The 17,118-nt window shown below is 47.5% G+C and carries 16 protein-coding genes; 2 read left to right on the top strand and 14 right to left on the bottom strand.

Going from position 1 to position 17,118, the window contains the following annotated elements:
• Positions 1 to 46 precede the first annotated feature (46 nt).
• The 8 genes from EOO49_RS14910 to EOO49_RS14875 form a co-directional block, all read right to left on the bottom strand.
• Positions 47 to 487 (bottom strand): hypothetical protein, encoded by a 441-nt coding sequence (locus EOO49_RS14910; protein WP_290847099.1) that lies wholly within the window; start codon positions 485 to 487, stop codon positions 47 to 49.
• Positions 484 to 2,307, bottom strand: coding sequence for a chloride channel protein (locus tag EOO49_RS14905; protein WP_290847097.1), 1,824 nt, complete (start codon positions 2,305 to 2,307; stop codon positions 484 to 486). The genes EOO49_RS14910 and EOO49_RS14905 overlap by 4 nt, the downstream gene beginning before the upstream one ends.
• 99 nt (positions 2,308 to 2,406) lie before the next feature.
• On the bottom strand, positions 2,407 to 2,784 hold the full coding sequence (locus EOO49_RS14900) for a VOC family protein (protein ID WP_290847095.1): 378 nt from the start codon (positions 2,782 to 2,784) through the stop codon (positions 2,407 to 2,409).
• Between the two features lie 34 nt (positions 2,785 to 2,818).
• On the bottom strand, positions 2,819 to 4,498 hold the full coding sequence (gene ggt, locus EOO49_RS14895) for a gamma-glutamyltransferase (RefSeq protein WP_290847093.1): 1,680 nt from the start codon (positions 4,496 to 4,498) through the stop codon (positions 2,819 to 2,821).
• The gene (locus EOO49_RS14890; RefSeq protein WP_290847091.1) at positions 4,495 to 5,079 is read right to left on the bottom strand and encodes an acyl carrier protein phosphodiesterase; all 585 of its coding nucleotides are present in this window, start codon (positions 5,077 to 5,079) and stop codon (positions 4,495 to 4,497) included. Before EOO49_RS14890 ends, ggt begins: the two co-directional genes overlap by 4 nt.
• A 114-nt stretch (positions 5,080 to 5,193) precedes the next feature.
• Positions 5,194 to 5,640: a response regulator gene (locus EOO49_RS14885; protein WP_290847089.1), complete on the bottom strand. Its 447-nt coding sequence runs from the start codon at positions 5,638 to 5,640 to the stop codon at positions 5,194 to 5,196.
• Positions 5,641 to 5,664: 24 nt separating this feature from the next.
• Entirely contained in the window at positions 5,665 to 6,975 is a 1,311-nt protein-coding gene (locus EOO49_RS14880; RefSeq protein ID WP_290847087.1) for a HAMP domain-containing sensor histidine kinase, read from the bottom strand.
• A 3-nt stretch (positions 6,976 to 6,978) separates the two neighbouring features.
• A complete protein-coding gene (locus tag EOO49_RS14875) occupies positions 6,979 to 7,701 on the bottom strand; it encodes a thioredoxin fold domain-containing protein (protein WP_290847085.1) in 723 nt (240 codons plus the stop codon).
• A gap of 226 nt (positions 7,702 to 7,927) precedes the next feature.
• Here EOO49_RS14875 and glmM point away from each other — a divergent pair, with 226 nt between their 5' ends.
• Both glmM and EOO49_RS14865 read left to right on the top strand, forming a co-directional pair.
• A complete protein-coding gene (gene glmM / locus EOO49_RS14870) occupies positions 7,928 to 9,316 on the top strand; it encodes a phosphoglucosamine mutase (protein ID WP_290847083.1) in 1,389 nt (462 codons plus the stop codon).
• Positions 9,316 to 9,954, top strand: coding sequence for a hypothetical protein (locus EOO49_RS14865; protein ID WP_290847081.1), 639 nt, complete (start codon positions 9,316 to 9,318; stop codon positions 9,952 to 9,954). The genes glmM and EOO49_RS14865 overlap by 1 nt, the downstream gene beginning before the upstream one ends.
• A 558-nt stretch (positions 9,955 to 10,512) precedes the next feature.
• Here the strand turns inward: EOO49_RS14865 and EOO49_RS14860 are convergent.
• The 6 genes from EOO49_RS14860 to EOO49_RS14835 form a co-directional block, all read right to left on the bottom strand.
• The gene (locus EOO49_RS14860; RefSeq protein ID WP_290847079.1) at positions 10,513 to 12,291 is read right to left on the bottom strand and encodes an ABC transporter transmembrane domain-containing protein; all 1,779 of its coding nucleotides are present in this window, start codon (positions 12,289 to 12,291) and stop codon (positions 10,513 to 10,515) included.
• A gap of 285 nt (positions 12,292 to 12,576) precedes the next feature.
• Entirely contained in the window at positions 12,577 to 12,960 is a 384-nt protein-coding gene (locus EOO49_RS14855; RefSeq protein ID WP_290847077.1) for a DUF4258 domain-containing protein, read from the bottom strand.
• A 60-nt stretch (positions 12,961 to 13,020) separates the two neighbouring features.
• Complete coding sequence (locus tag EOO49_RS14850) at positions 13,021 to 14,214, bottom strand: alanine dehydrogenase (RefSeq protein ID WP_290847075.1); 1,194 nt, start codon at positions 14,212 to 14,214, stop codon at positions 13,021 to 13,023.
• Between the two features lie 420 nt (positions 14,215 to 14,634).
• The gene (gene tsaE / locus EOO49_RS14845; protein ID WP_290847073.1) at positions 14,635 to 15,051 is read right to left on the bottom strand and encodes a tRNA (adenosine(37)-N6)-threonylcarbamoyltransferase complex ATPase subunit type 1 TsaE; all 417 of its coding nucleotides are present in this window, start codon (positions 15,049 to 15,051) and stop codon (positions 14,635 to 14,637) included.
• 10 nt (positions 15,052 to 15,061) lie between these two features.
• Entirely contained in the window at positions 15,062 to 16,615 is a 1,554-nt protein-coding gene (locus EOO49_RS14840; protein WP_290847071.1) for a bifunctional response regulator/alkaline phosphatase family protein, read from the bottom strand.
• A gap of 239 nt (positions 16,616 to 16,854) precedes the next feature.
• A partial coding sequence (locus tag EOO49_RS14835; RefSeq protein ID WP_290847069.1) for a hypothetical protein occupies positions 16,855 to 17,118 on the bottom strand: 264 nt, incomplete at its 5' end.

Here is a 17,118-nt window from a genome sequence, read left to right as displayed (position 1 = left end):
TACGATTTTGGCGCTGATTTTCAGGTGGACGTTCTACAAGATTCTGTTAAAGCGAGCAGTTAGAGACCGTCCGAAAAAACGCGTAAAGAATGAAGGCTGAAACCGCGGCGATAGCCAGCGTGAAAAGGCGAAGCAGCACAATTTTCGGCTTTTTGCCCTGAAATGACTTAATGAAAATAGCGATACAGATTATCAGAAAAGACATGCCGCTCATCGCCGAACACAGACCTTTTCCTTCCAGGTCGTGGCTTCCGCCTGCGTAAAGTCTAAGCGAGAGATCGTTAAAAAGCAACAGCAAGAAAGCGAAAATGGTGGCGATGTGGAAATTCCACACAAAAAGGTCTTTGTTTAGGAAAACGACAATCAAGGTCAGATAAAAAGGAGTCGTGAATAAAGAAATGGGCGGCAGATAATGCCCGAGCAAATTCATGCCCACGATTATCGCAATTCCAAATGGCATCGTGATGTAAGGATTTGGCATCGTCATTCGATCACCATCTGTTTGAGTTGTTCGCGATAAGCCTCAAGTACGTTGACTTCGGATAAAATCCCGAAATACTTGCCGTTCTTGATAACAGGCAAAGTCTTGATACCCGAACTTTCGAACTTGTGCACGGCATTGGCGATTCCTTCCTCGAGCGAGATCACTTCGGTTGCAGGCTGGATGATTTCTGGCAGCTTGGTGAATTTGACGCGATACGAATTGAAGATCATCGGTCGGATCTCGTCCAGGCAAACGATTCCGACAAGGTTGAACTTATCGTCGATCACCGGAAAAATCTCCTGTTTGGTTTCCGATAGAAATCCGACCAAAGTTTCCATGGAATCTTCGGGCTTGAGCCACTTCGCGTCGTGTTGGACAAGTTTGAGGATGTCGATGCTCAGCAAGATGTTTTTGTCTTTGTCAGACGTGAAAACCTCGTCTTTGTCGGCCAGCGATTTCACGTCCATCGAGTGCTTCTCGAAAGATGTCGCCACGGCGTAACTTATCGAGGAAACTATCATCAGCGGAACCATCAAACCATAACCGCCGGTAATTTCCCCGATAAGGAAGATCGCGGTAAGCGGCGCATGGAACAATCCGGCCAAGATGCCCGCCATTCCCACAATCGTGAAATTCCCCACCGGAAGCTGATGGTTCATGAATCCCGTCAGATTCACGAATTTCGAAACGAAAAATCCAAGGTAAGAGCCCACGAATAGGGAAGGAGCGAAGTTGCCACCGTTTCCGCCGCTGCCCAAAGTGAGTCCTGTTGCGAAGGCTTTGAGAAACATCGTCACGCCAATGAAAATCAGCAAAATCCAATCGCTGTTGCGGAATCTTTCGAGCAAAGTGTTGTCCAAAAGAACTTTCGGATTGTCGTTTGAAAGCGTTTTGATGCTTTCGTATCCTTCTCCAAAAAGCTGTGGGAAAAAGAAGATCAGGATTCCCAAAATTGTCGCCCCGAAAAAAGCGCGTTTGTAAGCCTTGTTTTTCATTCCCGCGAAATAATGCTCGACGCGCTGGAAGGCTTTTGCGTGATATAACGAAGTGAATCCGGCCAAAATTCCGAGCAGCACATAGAACGGAATGTTGTGGTAATCGAAAGTGTTCATCTGTTTGAACGACAGCAAAACTTCCTCGTTGAGCAAAATCGTCGAGACAAGTGCGCCGGTCGCAGCCGAAATGATGATCGGCACGAAAGCTGAGATCGTCACGTCGGTCAAAACGACTTCGATGGCGAACAAAACTCCGGCGATTGGCGCGTTGAAAGCCGCACCGATTCCGGCCGCAACACCACAGGCCAAAAGCAGCAAACGGTCTTTTTGGGACAATCTGTATTTTTGGGCGAAGTTCGATCCTATGGCCGCTCCGGTAATCGTGATCGGGCTTTCGAGTCCGGCCGATCCGCCGAGTCCGACAGTCAGGGAAGACGTTACGATTTGCGCGTACATCTGTTTTCTCGGCATGATTCCGCCTTTCTTGGCTATGGCATACAGAATGCGCGAACTGCCTTTTTCGAGACTTCCGCCAAGGAAATTCCGGATCACGAAAACCGTAAGCACGATTCCGATGATGGGAAAAATCGAGTTGATGTAAGGCAATTTGACGTAATTGTTCACATAAGTCGCGAAAACGAAAACGTTGTGTGCGAAACTTTTGAGGATGATAACGGCCATCGCGCACGTCAAAGCCACGACGATGCAGGCCAAATAGATGAAATGCCTTTCGGACAAAAGCGTCTTGGCCACGAAAAACAGTCGTTCGAACTGTCTCGAGATTTTTCTGAAAAATAAGATTATGGAAGAAACTTGTCGCGCCGGCATCGTTCAAAAATAGGTTCGCTAAGATACGTTATCGAGCGGTTCGCTACAAGTGTTTGCGGCATTCATCCAAATGCGGAAAAAATCCGTGCCTGACACGAATTATTCGCCCATCGGTTCCCACAATTCGACCTTGTTGCCTTCCAGATCGAGGATGTGCACGAATTTTCCGTAGTCGTAAGTGGCGATCTCGTCCAATATCGCAACGCCTTCTTTTTTGAGTTCTTCCACCAAGGCCTCGAGATTTTCGACGCGATAGTTGAACATGAAATCTTTCTCGGACGGCTCGAAATACTTAGTGTTTTCGGCAAACGGCGCCCATTGTGTAATCGCTTTTTTATCCGAATCTTCGTCTTTGGAAACGAAACTCGTGCCGTAATCGGTCGTGTCGAATCCCAAGTGCGTCTTGTACCATTCGTTGATCGCTTTCGGGTCTTTGGCCTTGAAAAATAACCCGCCGATTCCTGTAACTCTTTTCATTTTTATCTGATTTTTGGTTGGTTTGATTTGTTGTTCAGAAGCCGGAAGCCGCGTCGTCACCGCGTTTATCAGCCCCGGCTTCGAGCGATTTGTCTTTCCTGACGAGAATCGCGTCGACTTTCCCGATGATCGGCCAGAACTTCGCATCGACTTTGTAGCCTTTCGCTTCGAGATTTTTGGTTTTTTCGTCAGACAAGGCGCCCGGTTCGGCAATGATCACGTCCGGAAGCCACTGATGATGCAACCGTTTCGCGTCCACGGCTTGTTGCATATCCATTCCAAATTCGTGCACGTTCAGGATCGTTTGCAAAACCGAGGTGATGATCGTCGAACCACCGGGCGTTCCCAAAACGAGAAATAATTTCCCGTCCTTTTCAATAATTGTCGGCGTCATCGAGCTCAACATGCGTTTTCCCGGCGCGATTGCGTTGGCTTTGCTTCCGGTCAAGCCGAAATAATTCGCGACGCCGGGTTTTGCCGAAAAATCGTCCATTTCGTTGTTGAGGAAAAAACCGAGCTCGTCGCAATACAGTTTCGATCCGAAAGCGCCGTTTAGCGTCGTCGTCACCGAAACCGCGTTCCCGAATTGGTCCACGATCGAGAAATGCGTCGTTTCATCACTTTCTGAAAATGCGATCTCGCCGTGGGAAACGTCGGTCGATGACGTCGCTTTTTCGAAGTTGAACGAATTCATGCGACGCTTCAGATATTTTTTGTCAAGTAATTCAGCAACAGGAATCTTGACGAAATCCGGATCGCCCAGGAAATGGTTGCGATCGGCATAAGATCGGCGTTCGGCTTCGGTCAAAAGCTGGATGTATTTTTCGGAATTGTGACCAAGTTTTTTTAGGTCGTAATCCTCGATCGATCTAAAGATCTGGGCAAGGCAAATTCCACCGCTGCTAGGCGGACGCATCGTGATGATGTTGAGATTCTTGTACCGGAAAGCGATCGGTTCTCTCCAGACGGTCTTGTAATCCGACAAATCTTCAAGTGTCATGATGCCGCCTTTTTTTGAGATGTATCCGATGAGTTTTTGGGCCGTTTCGCCTTTGTAGCATTCGTCCCGTCCATTTTTCGAGATACGTCTCAAAGTCTCGGCCAGCGCCGGAAATTTGATCACGTCCCCAACTTTGTAGCTTTGGGCGTAAATCGTTTGGTTTCCGTTCAAACGGATGATGTCTTTTTGGTTGGCCTCGATCTGGTCGATGTCTTTTTGGGTAAGCACGATCCCTTTTTCGGCCAAGGCGATCGAAGGCGCGATAAGTTTTTCCATCGGGGTTTTCCCGAACTTTTCATGCACGTCGAAAATCGCGGCCAACGACCCGGGCACGCCAACCGAGAACGCGGTTTCGGTACTTTTTCCGGCGATCACATTACCATCGGAATCCAAAAACATGTCCTTGTTCGAAGCTTTTGGTGCGACCTCGCGGAAATCGAGCGTTCCGGTTTCGCCATTCGCTTTTCTGTAAACCATGAAGCCGCCGCCCGAGATATTTCCTGCGTAAGGATAGGCGACAGTCAGCGCGAGTTGTGTCGCGATCATCGCATCGAACGCGTTCCCGCCGTTTTTCATGACTTGCAAACCGATGTCCGAGGCTTCTTTCTTGGCCGAAACGACCATTGCTTTTTGGGAGGATGCGTATTGGGGAAATAGTGAAAGTAACAGTAGCAAAAGTAGTTGCAGACGGAATTGCAAAAAAAACCGGATCATAGCGAAAGTAGTTTTTCTTTTGCGTTCTTTCTCAAATCCTCGAAAAATTCGGTGAATTCGCGCTCGAAATCTTCGTAGAATTCGTTGAGTTCCTCAATGGCGAACTGCATTTTGGAGTTGTTGCGCGTCCGTTGGTCCATCTGATATAAAATTCTGGCGATGCCGTCCTTGAATTGGTAGTTGAAAAGCCAGTTCGACCGAATCATGTAAGGCGCCATTTTTTGCGTTTTCTCGTTCAGCAGTTCGTGGTAAGTCGTGAGCGAATCGTAAAATCGGTCAATGAAATCGGCTAGATTCTCATCGGAATATTTCTTCCAGTTCTTGGCCAGGAAATGATCGTAAACCACATCGACGATAACGCCGGCATAATGGTGATAGCGCTCGTGAAGCCGCTTGGTACTTTGCCTGAAAACCGGATGATTGTCAGTGTAAGTGTCGATGAACCGATGCAGCAGAATGCCCTTCTGGATTTGCGGATGCATGGTTTCGTAATCGCGTCCGCGCACGCCGTCGGCCATGAAATTACCTATTTTTATCAGGTCGTCGTTTTCCGAAAGATAGATGTGGGCGAGAAAGTTCATTCGTTAAATGTAAGGAAAAGTGGTGAATGTGCCGGAGGAAGAAGTACGCAAATACAGCCGCAAAAAAACCGGACACTTTTGGCATCCGGTGAAGTTTTTGGCAAAATATTGGTTTTAGGCGACTTCTCCGCAACCGTTGAACTGGCTGTTGAAAATCTCCTCGACCTCGTCCAGTTTGCTTTGGCTCAAAGGTTTGTTGATGTAATCCTTGACGATCGTACTTCTGGAGGCGCGATCGCGATCGTCGGGATTCAACGACGACGTCAGCATCACGATACAGCACGTATTCTTGATCACGTTCGACAGTTTCGAGGCTTCTTCCAGGAATTCGAATCCGTTCATGCCCGGCATGTTGATGTCGAGAAAGATGATTTGCGGAATGTTCTCGGGAATGTGGGCATTTTCCTTCAGGTAATCGAGCGCCTTGGTCGCCATGTCGAACTCGAGCACGCGTTTGGCGAAGTTGAACTTTTTGACGATCGTCGAGCAAATGTAGCGGTCAATGGCGTTGTCATCTACCGATAGTACCAGCTCGTAAGGTCTGTCTTGTGATTTTGTCATGTCGTAGGTTTTTGTTTTGCGTTTTTATGAGGCAGCGTTGTTGGGCAATTTTATGACGAATGTGGTTCCGGTTCCCACTTCAGATTCGAGGCTTATCGAACCTTGGAGCACGTCGACGGTTTCCTTCACGATGTAAAGCCCGAGGCCGGAACCTTTCGATTGGTCCGAAACGCGGTAGAACATATCGAAAATCTTGTGGTAATTCTCGTCGTTGATGCCGATGCCGTTGTCTTTGACGGTAATCGTGGCATTTTCGGGCGACATCGAAACCAATACTTTCACGAAAGGATTCTCGTTCTCGATGTTTTGGTAGCGGATGGCGTTCGAGACCAGGTTGTTCATCACCATTTGGACGCGATATTTGTCCGATACGAATTTGTGTGAACTGTCGACGGTAACCTGGATGTCAACCGGACGCGTGCCGTTCATGTAAGCCAATTGCTGGTTTACGCCCGAGAGCAAATCCTCGAAATCGATCGGCTCGAGTTTCATGGCCATTCGCGCATTTCGGCTGTAATGGTGGATATCCGAAATGAAAGTATCGAGTTTGCCCACGCTTTCCATGAGCATTTCCATGTGTTTTCTCGTGAGTTCTTCTTCGGTCGAAAGTGAAGTCAGCTCGACAATGCCTTGCATCGACAGTAAAGGCGCGCGCAGATCGTGTGAAACGCTATAAGCGAATTTGTCGAGTTCGAGGTTCGTCTTGCGCAAAAGCTTGTTCTGTTCCTCGTTTTTCTGGAGTTTCCCGAGTTCGTACGTGAGTTTGATATGGCGATTTGCATATTTGCTCATGTCGTAAGACCAGGCGCCGCAAAGTACGAAGATCACCGAGGCCAGAAAACCGTGCACGGCGAAAGTCTCGATGTCCATGAAATCGAGTTGGGAAAAATAGATGGCGTCCATTCCCGAATATTGCAGATAACCGAAAATCGCGTGGTGAGCGATCACGACCGTCGCGATCGTAATCTGGAGTTTCCAGTTCTGGTAAGTGATCAGGATCGCGCTTCCTATGAAAGCGAAAAAGTGCATCTCGAACATGCCGTGCATCTGATAGATGAACTGCGCCATGAAAAGTCCCAGAACCGATCCCAAAACATATTGGTACAAATTAGAATCGGGCAACAGGAGTTTTGAGATGTAATAAGCCGACAAAAGCGGAATCCCAATGCCCAAGGCCACATTCCAGGTGTCGTAGACCGGCGCAAGCAAAAGTCCGGTCGCGAAAAATGCGGGCAAAAAGTAATTGATGAGCCTATCCGATTTCAATTTGATCTCGTCCTCGAATCCCGTAGCGTGCGCGATTTCTTTTTCCGAAGGTGCGGTGATGTCGGTCATGCGTCAGTTTTTACGGCAGGTTTTGTCCGAAGGCAAAGCGCAGCCATAAGCTACGTGCGCCAAAGGATTGAATTTGGGATCGGTTTTGTGCTTGAGCAGGGAATCGATGGCCATTCTCGCGTAATCGCTTTTGGCATCGGTGCAATAGCGCGCCTTGTTGTAATTGCCTTTGAAGAACAATCGGCTTTCGGCATCGAGAATGACTGCTTGAGGCGTCGAAATCACACCACATTTTTTGGCGATGTCCTCGTCGAATGAAATTTGTAGGTCAAGGCCGAATTTGTCATTGATGTCAGATGCGTCGTATTTGCCTTTTTCCGAAAGCACGACAATCGCAAAATCAAAGCTATCCTTGTATTTGGAAACCAATGACTTGACGTGTTTGATGTTGAATTTGGAGCAAGGACAATCGGGGTTGAAAAAGTGGATCAATATCGGTTTGCCCGATGATCTGTCGAAAGTTTGGGAAACGTCGATCGCACTTCCGGCCGACACTTCGCGGTAATCGGATGGAATCGGAGTCGGTTTGGCATAAACCAGCTCGGTACTCCAAAAAATCCAGCAAACGCAAGTCAAAACCAGCAAAAGCCAGCTTGTGACAAGCCATTTTCGAGCGCGTTTTCCCATGTAATTTTTCTTGGAAATGCAAAGCACTTTGTGGCGTGTGCTTCCTACATTTTTGGCGAATCTAGGAATTCCTTCCAATCCGGCAAAATTTTTCGGCACAAATATTCCGATTAAGTGTATATTTTAATCGATGAAATACATGTAACGATATAGTTAATAGTATTTGGACTACAAAATAGCATTATTAATGTGCGATAATGTTACGGTTTATAACCCATGCAAAATTTGTATCCAAAATAAAAATAGTGGCGTACAAATGGGCTCAAGGTCAAGACGGAACAAGGCAAAACAGTATATTTGCGCGCTAATCATTAAAACCAGACAAGTGACACTTATAAAATCGATTTCAGGCATCCGCGGAACGATCGGAGGAAAAACCGGCGACAATCTCACTCCGGTAGACGCCGTAAAATTTGCTTCGGCTTACGGAACGTGGCTCAGGAATTACAGCAAAAAAGAAAAACTGACAGTCGTGATAGGCCGCGATGCGAGGATTTCCGGTCCAATGATCCATAACCTCGTGGTAAATACATTGGTCGGCCTCGGAATTGACGTGATCGATTTGGGACTTTCCACAACGCCTACGGTAGAAATTGCCGTTCCGCTCGAAAAGGCCGATGGCGGCATCATCCTTACGGCTTCCCACAACCCGAAACAATGGAACGCGCTCAAGCTTCTCAACGAGAAAGGCGAATTCCTAAGCGGAGCCGAAGGTGCGAAAATCCTCGATATTGCAGAAGCCGAAGCTTTCGATTTCGCCGATGTCGACTCACTTGGTGAAATCATCGCCAACGACGCTTATATGGACATTCACATCGACGAGGTCCTGGAATTGGCTTTGGTCGATGCCGACGCGATCCGCGCCGCGAAATTCAAGGTCGTCGTCGACGGAGTCAATTCGTCCGGCGGCGTGATCATCCCGAAATTGCTCGAGCAGCTCGGAGTGGAAACCGTCAAATTATACTGCGAACCGAACGGACATTTTCCGCACAATCCGGAACCTTTGAAGGAACATTTGGGCGACATCTGCAAGTTGGTCGTAGAAGAGAAAGCCGATTTGGGAATTGTGGTCGATCCCGATGTTGACCGTTTGGCGTTCATCTCGGAAGACGGTGAAATGTTCGGAGAGGAATACACTTTGGTAGCTGTCGCAGATTATGTACTTAGCAAAACACCGGGAAGTGCGGTTTCGAACATGTCGTCATCTCGCGCCTTGGCCGACATCGCCGCAAAACACTCAGGTTCATACGAGGCAAGCGCCGTCGGTGAAGTGAATGTGGTCGAACTTATGAAAAAGAACATGGCCGTGATCGGAGGCGAAGGAAACGGAGGAATCATCTATCCGGAATCGCACTACGGACGCGACAGTCTGGTTGGCGTCGCTTTGTTTTTGACGCATCTGGCCAACAAGAATATGAAGGTTTCGGAATTGCGCGCTTCGTATCCGGAATATTATATGAGCAAAAACAAGATCGAATTGACACCGACTTTGGATGTCGATGCGATTTTGGTTGGAATGTCCGATAAATACAAATCGGAAAAAATCTCGACGATCGACGGCGTGAAGATCGACTTCGCCGAAAATTGGGTGCATTTGAGAAAATCGAACACCGAACCGATCATCCGGATCTACACCGAAGCCAAAACCCAACAAGCCGCCGACGAATTGGCGCTTCGAATCATTGACGAAATCAAGGCCGTAGCCGGAATATGATGAAAAACTGTTTCGCGGCACTTTTGCTGCTCGTCGTCATTTCTGGTTTTGCCCAGGACAAAGCCTGCGGTTGGTACGGAACGCTGTCTGCCGACAAGCGCCGTGCGATGCCACCGTTTTCATCTGCCAGGAAAATTGTGCTTATTTCGTTTTTCTCGACGGCTTACTCCGATAAACCGATCGTGGACGAGAAAGGCGAGGTCATTACCGCCGAAGACAGCGCTTCGGTCGCCTCGAAAATGCACATGAAAGTCGTCAGGGAATTCGACGTTTCGAACATTTTGGGCGGACGCGTCAAGAAATTCGCGGCGCTTGAAGTCGCCGAACTCACGTCTTCGGAAAAAGATTCATTGAGCCGATGGTTTTTCAACTACCGCACAAAACCCGAATCGAAAGAATTCAATATGCAGACGACTAAATGTTACACGCCAAGAAACGCGGTGATGTTTCTCGACGCGTCGAACAAGGTCGTGGCTTACATCGAAGTCGCTTTCGAGTGCAACCGATTCGTAATTCGCCCGGACGTGGACTGGTTCAACAAAATGAGCCTGCTTTCAGGTTGCGACGGCAAGTATTCGATCTTGCGCGATATTTTCCGTCGGAAGAAGATTGGGTATGGGATTAATAGTTTGAAGTAGCAATTTTTTGGCAGTTGCAGTAGCAGTAGCAGTAGCAGTTGCAGTTGCAGATGCAGATGCAGATGCGGATTATGCCGAATTCCTATCATAAATTAGATCCGTCTCAGGTTTGGGACGGATTTTTTTATGCTGCTGTTTTTCGGGTCTTGTTTCCTGATGCGTTTGCCGATGTGCTTCGATATTTCTGGAACGCTGATTGAACGCTCAATACTAATGACTTCAATCTTTTGTATAGGCCATCAATTCGAAAAGATAAAATCCGCGAAAATCTGAGAAATCTGCCAAAATCCGCGTTCCATTTTTTGCGCAACGAATGGGAACACGGATTGCACGGATGTAACGGATGATACTAATCTCTTGCGTCAGATGGTCAATTCAGAAAAGGTAAAATCCGCGAAAATCTGAGAAAATCTGCCAAGATCCGCGTTCTGTTTTTTGCAAGCGAGTAGGAACACGGATTGCACGGATAACACTGATTTCTCGAATCTGGGCATCAACACTGCAACTGCTACTGCAACTGCTACTGCAACTGCTACTGCAACTGCTACTGCAACTGCATTAACTAAACTGCAGCGTACTCAAACTGCGATAAAGTCCATTCTCAACCGACATGAGTTCAACGTGAGTGCCTTGTTCGATGATTTCGCCTTTGTCGATGACCAAAATTTTATCGGCCGTCCTGATTGTTGACAAACGGTGGGCGATGATGATGCTCGTGCGGCCTTCCATCAATATTTCCAAAGCTTCCTGAACCAGTTTTTCGCTTTCGGAATCGAGTGAGGAAGTAGCTTCGTCCAAAATTAGGATTGCCGGATTTTTGAGTAAAGCTCTCGCGATGGCGATGCGTTGTCTTTGTCCGCCCGAAAGTTTGATGCCACGTTCGCCCACAATCGTCTCGAATTTCTCCGGAAAACCGATCACGAAATCGTACGCATTGGCGCGTTTGGCAGCGGTTTCGATCTCTTCTTCGCTGGCTTCGGGTTTTCCGTAGGCGATGTTTTCGCGAATCGTTCCGCCAAACAGGATCACGTCTTGAGGCACGATGCTCATGTTTCCTCTCAAGGTTTCGAGGTCGTATTGGGAAATGTCTTTTCCGTCGATGAGGATTTGTCCGCCTTCGATGTCGTAAAACCGAAGCAACAAAGACGCAATCGTGGATTTTCCGACGCCACTTGGCCCGACGAGCGCAATTTTCTGTCCGAAGTCAGCTTTGAAATTCACGTCTTTCAAAACCTGGATTTCCTTGCGCGACGGATAACTGAAAGCCACGTGGTTGAATGCGACTTCTCCTTTTATTTTCGGGATGTCGCTTTGGGGAACGAACCTGATTTCTTCGGGCGTTTCGTCCAAAAGTTCGAAAACCCTTTCGGTCGCTCCGATGGCTTTCTGGATTTGGGCGTACAATTCGGCGATCCCACCAAAAGAGGCTCCGACGAAGATCGAATAAAGTACGAACGATATCAATTCGCCAATTTCCATCTGTCTGTCGATTATCAAAGTCACGCCAAACCAGACCACGGCGACGATCGATCCGAAAAGACAGAAAATGATGAAAGACGCGAAGTAGCCGCGATATTGGCCGCCTTTGATTCCGAGGTCGATGATTTCCTTGATCTTTGTGGTGTAGCGCGCCGTTTCGTACCATTCGTTTGCGAACGCTTTCACATTGCTGATGCCTTGCAGCGTTTCCTCGACGATCACCTGGCTTTCGGCCACAGTGTCTTGTGTTTTCTTGGAATACTTTCGGATGAATCGCCCAAAAATGACCGCGGCAACGGCCACAAGCGGAACGATCGCCAACATCATCGCGGTGAGTTTGATGCTCATCACGGCAAGTAATATGATTCCTCCGATGATCAGGATAAACTGACGCAGGAATTCGGCGATTGTCGTGGTTAGCGTGTCGTAGATTTGGGAAGTGTCGGCACTCAATCTGCTGTTCAATTCCCCGACGCGTTTTTGCGAAAAGAACGTCATCGGCAACTTGATAAGGTTCGAGTAAAGCGCCAGACGCAGGTTTCCAAGTGTGTGTTCGGTGAAATTCACGAAAAGCGAAAGTCTGAAAAACGAGAAAAAGGCCTGGCAGAACAAAATCCCGACCAAACCTAACGCAATCGTATTGGCTTCGGCCAGATTTCCGGCTTTGGCGCAATCGACCAATTGTCCCAACAAAGTAGGAAAGGCGAGAGCTGTCGCGCCAGTCAAGACCAGAAAAACGAGTCCGAGGTAGAATTTCCAACGATGTTGGCCCGAATATCTGAATATCTGTAAACCTCTCTGAAGTGATGAAGTGGTGATCTTGGCTTTCGGAAGATCGTTTTCGACGCGGCGTGGCATGGTTGGAATTTGCGCAAAAGTACGAAATGGAACTGTTAAGAAATCTTAATACGCAAACACGATTTTATGATTCCTTGAGTCAATTTTTCGGGATAGAAGTCGCGTGAGGGATGCTGGCTTTGTTTGAGCTCTTTTGCCCAGCCGAATGCTCAACCTAATCCCAAAAGGAAAGGCAAAAAGCGAGTGCCTGCAGCCCGACGGCGGCTTCTGGATTATAGTTTTGGAATGGAGATTTTTTTTTGACGGTAAAGTCACTTTCGGGCCAGCCGCCGGCACGTCCAAAAATTATTTGTCTGAAACCGCTTTGACCGAACGCAAAGTTGCCTTGTCTGTCTGATTGACGACTTCTAGAACCACGGCCTGGTTTTTGGCCGTCTCGCCTTCGATTATGTATAGTTTTCCGCCATTTGTGTTCTTGTTGCTTTGGGAAAAATCGACATCGCCGTTGGTTAGGATCATCTTGATCTCGTCTTTGGAAATCACGCCTTTTGCGATTGCGCTATCTGCCGCGGGCGAGTAGTAGAAAGGTTTCTGACGGATGTCGTTCAGCACGCGGGCATTCGGGAAATAGTTGCAGCTCGTGCCTTTCTGGCTCCAGATCATGGACACGAAAAAGATGCCGATGGCGAATCCGAAAATGTAGTAGGCGAAACGGGCGTAGAATTTCATTTGTTTGATTTTGCCCGCAAAAATAAAGCTAATTGTTGATTTGGGAACGCTTTCGCGGATTTAAAAAACGATTAGGTTGATGTCGTTATCGGGAAGATTGAACCACTCACTGATTGTCTTGTTGGTCAAAATCCCGTGATACAGGTAAACGCCGTTTCTCAGGCCTTTGTCCATACGGATTGCGGGTTCGATTCCGCCGTTTTCAGCAATTTGCAGCAAATAAGGAGAAATGATGTTGCTGATGGAAAGCGATGCCGATTTCGAATAACGCGAGGGAATGTTCGGAACGCAATAATGGACGACATTGTGTTTGATGAACGTCGGTTTTTCGTGCGTCGTGACTTCTGACGTTTCAAAACAACCGCCCATATCGATAGAAACATCGACCACGACAGCGCCGCGTTTCATGTGCTCGACCATGGTTTCGCTCACGACGACCGGACATCGGTCTTTTCCTCGCATCGCTCCAATGGCGACGTCGCAACGCCTTAACGCTTTGAGTAGGCTTTTGGGTTGTATCGTCGAAGTGAAAATACGATTTCCGAGATTTTGCTGCAAACGACGCAATTTGGTGATCGAATTGTCGAAAACCTTGATGCTCGCACCGAGCCCCAAAGCGGAACGCGCGGCGAATTCACCCACGGTTCCGGCGCCAAGGATCACGACTTCTGTCGGAGCGACTCCAGTGATGTTTCCGAAGAGCAATCCTTTTCCGAAGTCGTTGTTTATCATGAGTTCGGAAGCAATCAAGATCGAGGCTGTTCCCGCGATTTCGCTCAAGGTTTTTACTGCCGGATACGATCCGTCCTCGTCCTTGATATATTCAAATGCCAAACCCGTGACCTTTTTCTTGGCCAAAGCTTCGAAATATTCCTTTTTCCGGGTTTTGAGTTGGATGGCCGAAATGACGATCGTCGATGGATTCACCATTTCGATTTCCTTCATCGTCAAAGGCTCGACCTTGAGCAAAATCGGGCAACCGAAAACCTTTTTGGTATCGGCTGTGATTTCGGCTCCGGCATCGCTGTATTCCTTGTCGCAATAGCTCGCGGCAATTCCGGCTCCGGATTCAATCATGACGCGATGTCCGTGCGAAACAAGCGAACTTACGGCGTCGGGCGTAAGACAAATACGTCTTTCCTGATAAGAAGTTTCTTTCGGGATACCGATAAAGAGGTCGCTTTTTTGAGGCGTGACCTCAAGTGTTTCTTCCTGCGGTAACAGTTGTTGCTTGGTAAAAGGCGTCAGTGCCATGGTTCTGGAATTTGCTTGCCTAAATTATGCAAAATGTTCGAAACGCCTAGCGCGTTTTTTAAAAATAGTGGAAACGGTGGTTGGATGTCAGTGGCAGTTGAAGTTGAAGTTGCAGTTGCAGTAGCAGTTGCAGTAGCAGTAGCAGTTGCAGTAGCAGTAGCAGTTGCAGTAGCAGTAGCAGTAGCAGTAGCAGTAGCAGTAGCAGTAGCAGTAGTAGTAGCAGTAGTAGTGTTGTGCCGAAAACGAGACTTTATAATGGCCGAACTACATATGGACTTTATGAAAGCCGTTTCTTTGGCGAAGCAATTTCCGGTTAGGACATTCTGCCATTACTACTGCCACTGCCACTGCTGCTGCGAACTGCTACTGCTTCTGCTACTGCCACTGCTACTGCGAACTGCCACTTCTTCCGCAAAGCAGTTACTGAAAATTCCCAAACTCCAAACGACGTCGTCCATCGTCCAAAATCGAGATACTAACTTTAGAATGTTCTTCGGGAATCAGGTTCGGAATCATCTCCGGCCATTCGATAAGACACCAACTTCCCGAGTAAAGATATTCGTCCATTCCCATATCATAAGCTTCGGACTCGTTTTTTATCCGATACATATCAAAGTGGAACAACTTCTCGTGCGGATTGATGCTGTATTCGTTGACAAGCGAAAAAGTCGGACTGCTCGTTGCGCCTTCAACGCCCAAAGCGCGTGCGATTTCCTTTATCAGCGTGGTTTTTCCGGCGCCCATTTCCCCGTAGAAAAGCAGGGTCTTTTTGGGTTCGGAATCCAGGATGGCACGTGCGGCCAGGTGGATTCCGTCTAGATCAAATTCAAAAATCATCTCAATTGAATTACTTCGGATTGAACACCAAAAACGGAACGATCATTTCCTCCAGCGAAATTCCGCCGTGCTGGTACGTGTTGCGGTAATAACTCACGTAATGGTTGTAATTGTTGACGTAAGCGAGAAAATCGTCGTTTTTGGCAAAGATGAACGACGAGCTCATATTGATCTGCGGCAACCCGATTTTCCTCGGATCCTTCACCGCGAAAACCTCTTTTTCCTCATAAGACAAACTTCTCCCGGTCTTGTAACGCAAGTTCAGGCTCGTGTTTTTGTCTCCGATCACTTTCGACGGATTTTTGACGTTGATCGTGCCGTGGTCGGTCGTAATAATGAGTTTGAAACCAAGAGATTGCGCCTGCTGGATAATCTCTAGCAAAGGCGAGTTCTTGAACCAACTCAAAGTAAGCGAGCGGTAAGCCTTGTCGTCAGATGCCAATTCTTTGACGACATCCATTTCGGTCTTGGCGTGAGACAACATGTCGATGAAATTGTAAACGACCGTCACCAGATCATTGTCTTTATACGACTTGAACGTTTCTGACAGTTTTTTTCCGCCGGCAAGGTTCGTGATCTTGAAATAGTCTTGTTTGATGTTGAGTCCGAGGCGTTTCAATTGAGCTGTCAAAAACTCGGCTTCGTACAGGTTTTTCCCGCCTTCGTCAATGTCGTTCTTCCAATATTGCGGAAACTGTTTTTCCATTTCCGTCGGAAGCAGTCCCGAAAAAATTGCGTTTCTCGCATATTGCGTCGCAGTCGGCAAAATAGAGTAGTAGGCCTGTTCTTTCTCGAGTTTGTAATGGTTGGAAACGACAGCCTCGAAAGATTTCCATTGGTCGTAACGCAAATTGTCGATGACCACGAAAAGTATCGGACGGTCTTTTTTCTTGAGTTCGGGAACGACCAATTCCCTGAACAAAGCGTTCGAAGTCACAGGCTTGTCGGCTTTGGGTTCGAACCAATCCTCATAATTGCGTTCGATGAATTTCCCGAACTGCGAATTGGCCTCGGTCATTTGCGATTCGAGGATTTCGACCATGCTCTGGTCTTCGATGTTCTCGAGTTCAAGTTCCCAGAAAATAAGCTTTTTGTACACGTCTATCCATTCTTCCCACGAATTCACCATAGCCATTTCCATAGCGATCTTGCGGAATTCCTTTTGGTAATCGAGTGTCGTCTTTTCAGAAACCAGACGCGAATTGTCGAGATTTTTCTTGAGCGACAACAGGATTTGGTTTGGGTTCACAGGTTTGATCAGATAATCGGCAATCTTGGAGCCGATCGCTTCTTCCATGATATATTCTTCCTCCGATTTCGTGATCATCACCACAGGCACCGATGCTTTTTTCTCCTTGATCTCGGCAAGCACCTCAAGGCCGTTCATTCCGGGCATGTTCTCGTCCAGGAACACGATGTCGAAATTCTTTTCGTCGAACACGTCGATCGCGTCCGGACCGTTGTTTCTGGTAGTGACCTCGTAGTTTTTTTTCTCCAGAAAAAGAATGTGGGGTTTGAGCATGTCGATCTCGTCGTCTACCCAAAGTATCTGAATTTTATCCATAGTTGTGGTTGAATTAGCGAGGGCAATTTAACATTTTAACATTGCTGGCGCTCCTAAAATTTTGGTAAAAGTCGCGGGGTTTGGGTTTTGTTTTTTTTGGAGCTTTTTCCGGCTGACTGGCACTAGCTTTTTTGTAAAAACCGGTTTTTCTAGGGTTTAAAACGAGCTTCCGGCGGTCGCTGTTTTAAACTTAGAAAAATTCGGTTTTTTCTGCAAAAGGCTAGTTGCCGTCATCCGGGCTAGGGATTGTTGTAAGACGATCCTTTTTTCTTTAAGAAATTTATGTTTTTCCCTGAACCAATCTCACTCTCGAAGCCTGATAAAAATGAGCTTCGCTCATTTTGCTTCTTTCGGCAGCTGCGCTGCCGCAGGCCTTGATTTTGATTCGTCGCCTGCCAGCGGGGCTTACTTTTGCCTCGCCGCAAAAGTAACAAAAAGGCTCGCGGCACGACCGATTTTGGCGACCTGACAGCCTTGGAAATTCGGGAATTAAAGGAACTCGC

The sequence above is a fragment of the Flavobacterium sp. genome (assembly GCF_004295795.1).
Lineage (GTDB): Bacteria > Bacteroidota > Bacteroidia > Flavobacteriales > Flavobacteriaceae > Flavobacterium.
The sequence above is the reverse complement of the archived record's forward strand: the minus strand, read 5'-3'. Positions and strand labels throughout refer to the sequence as shown.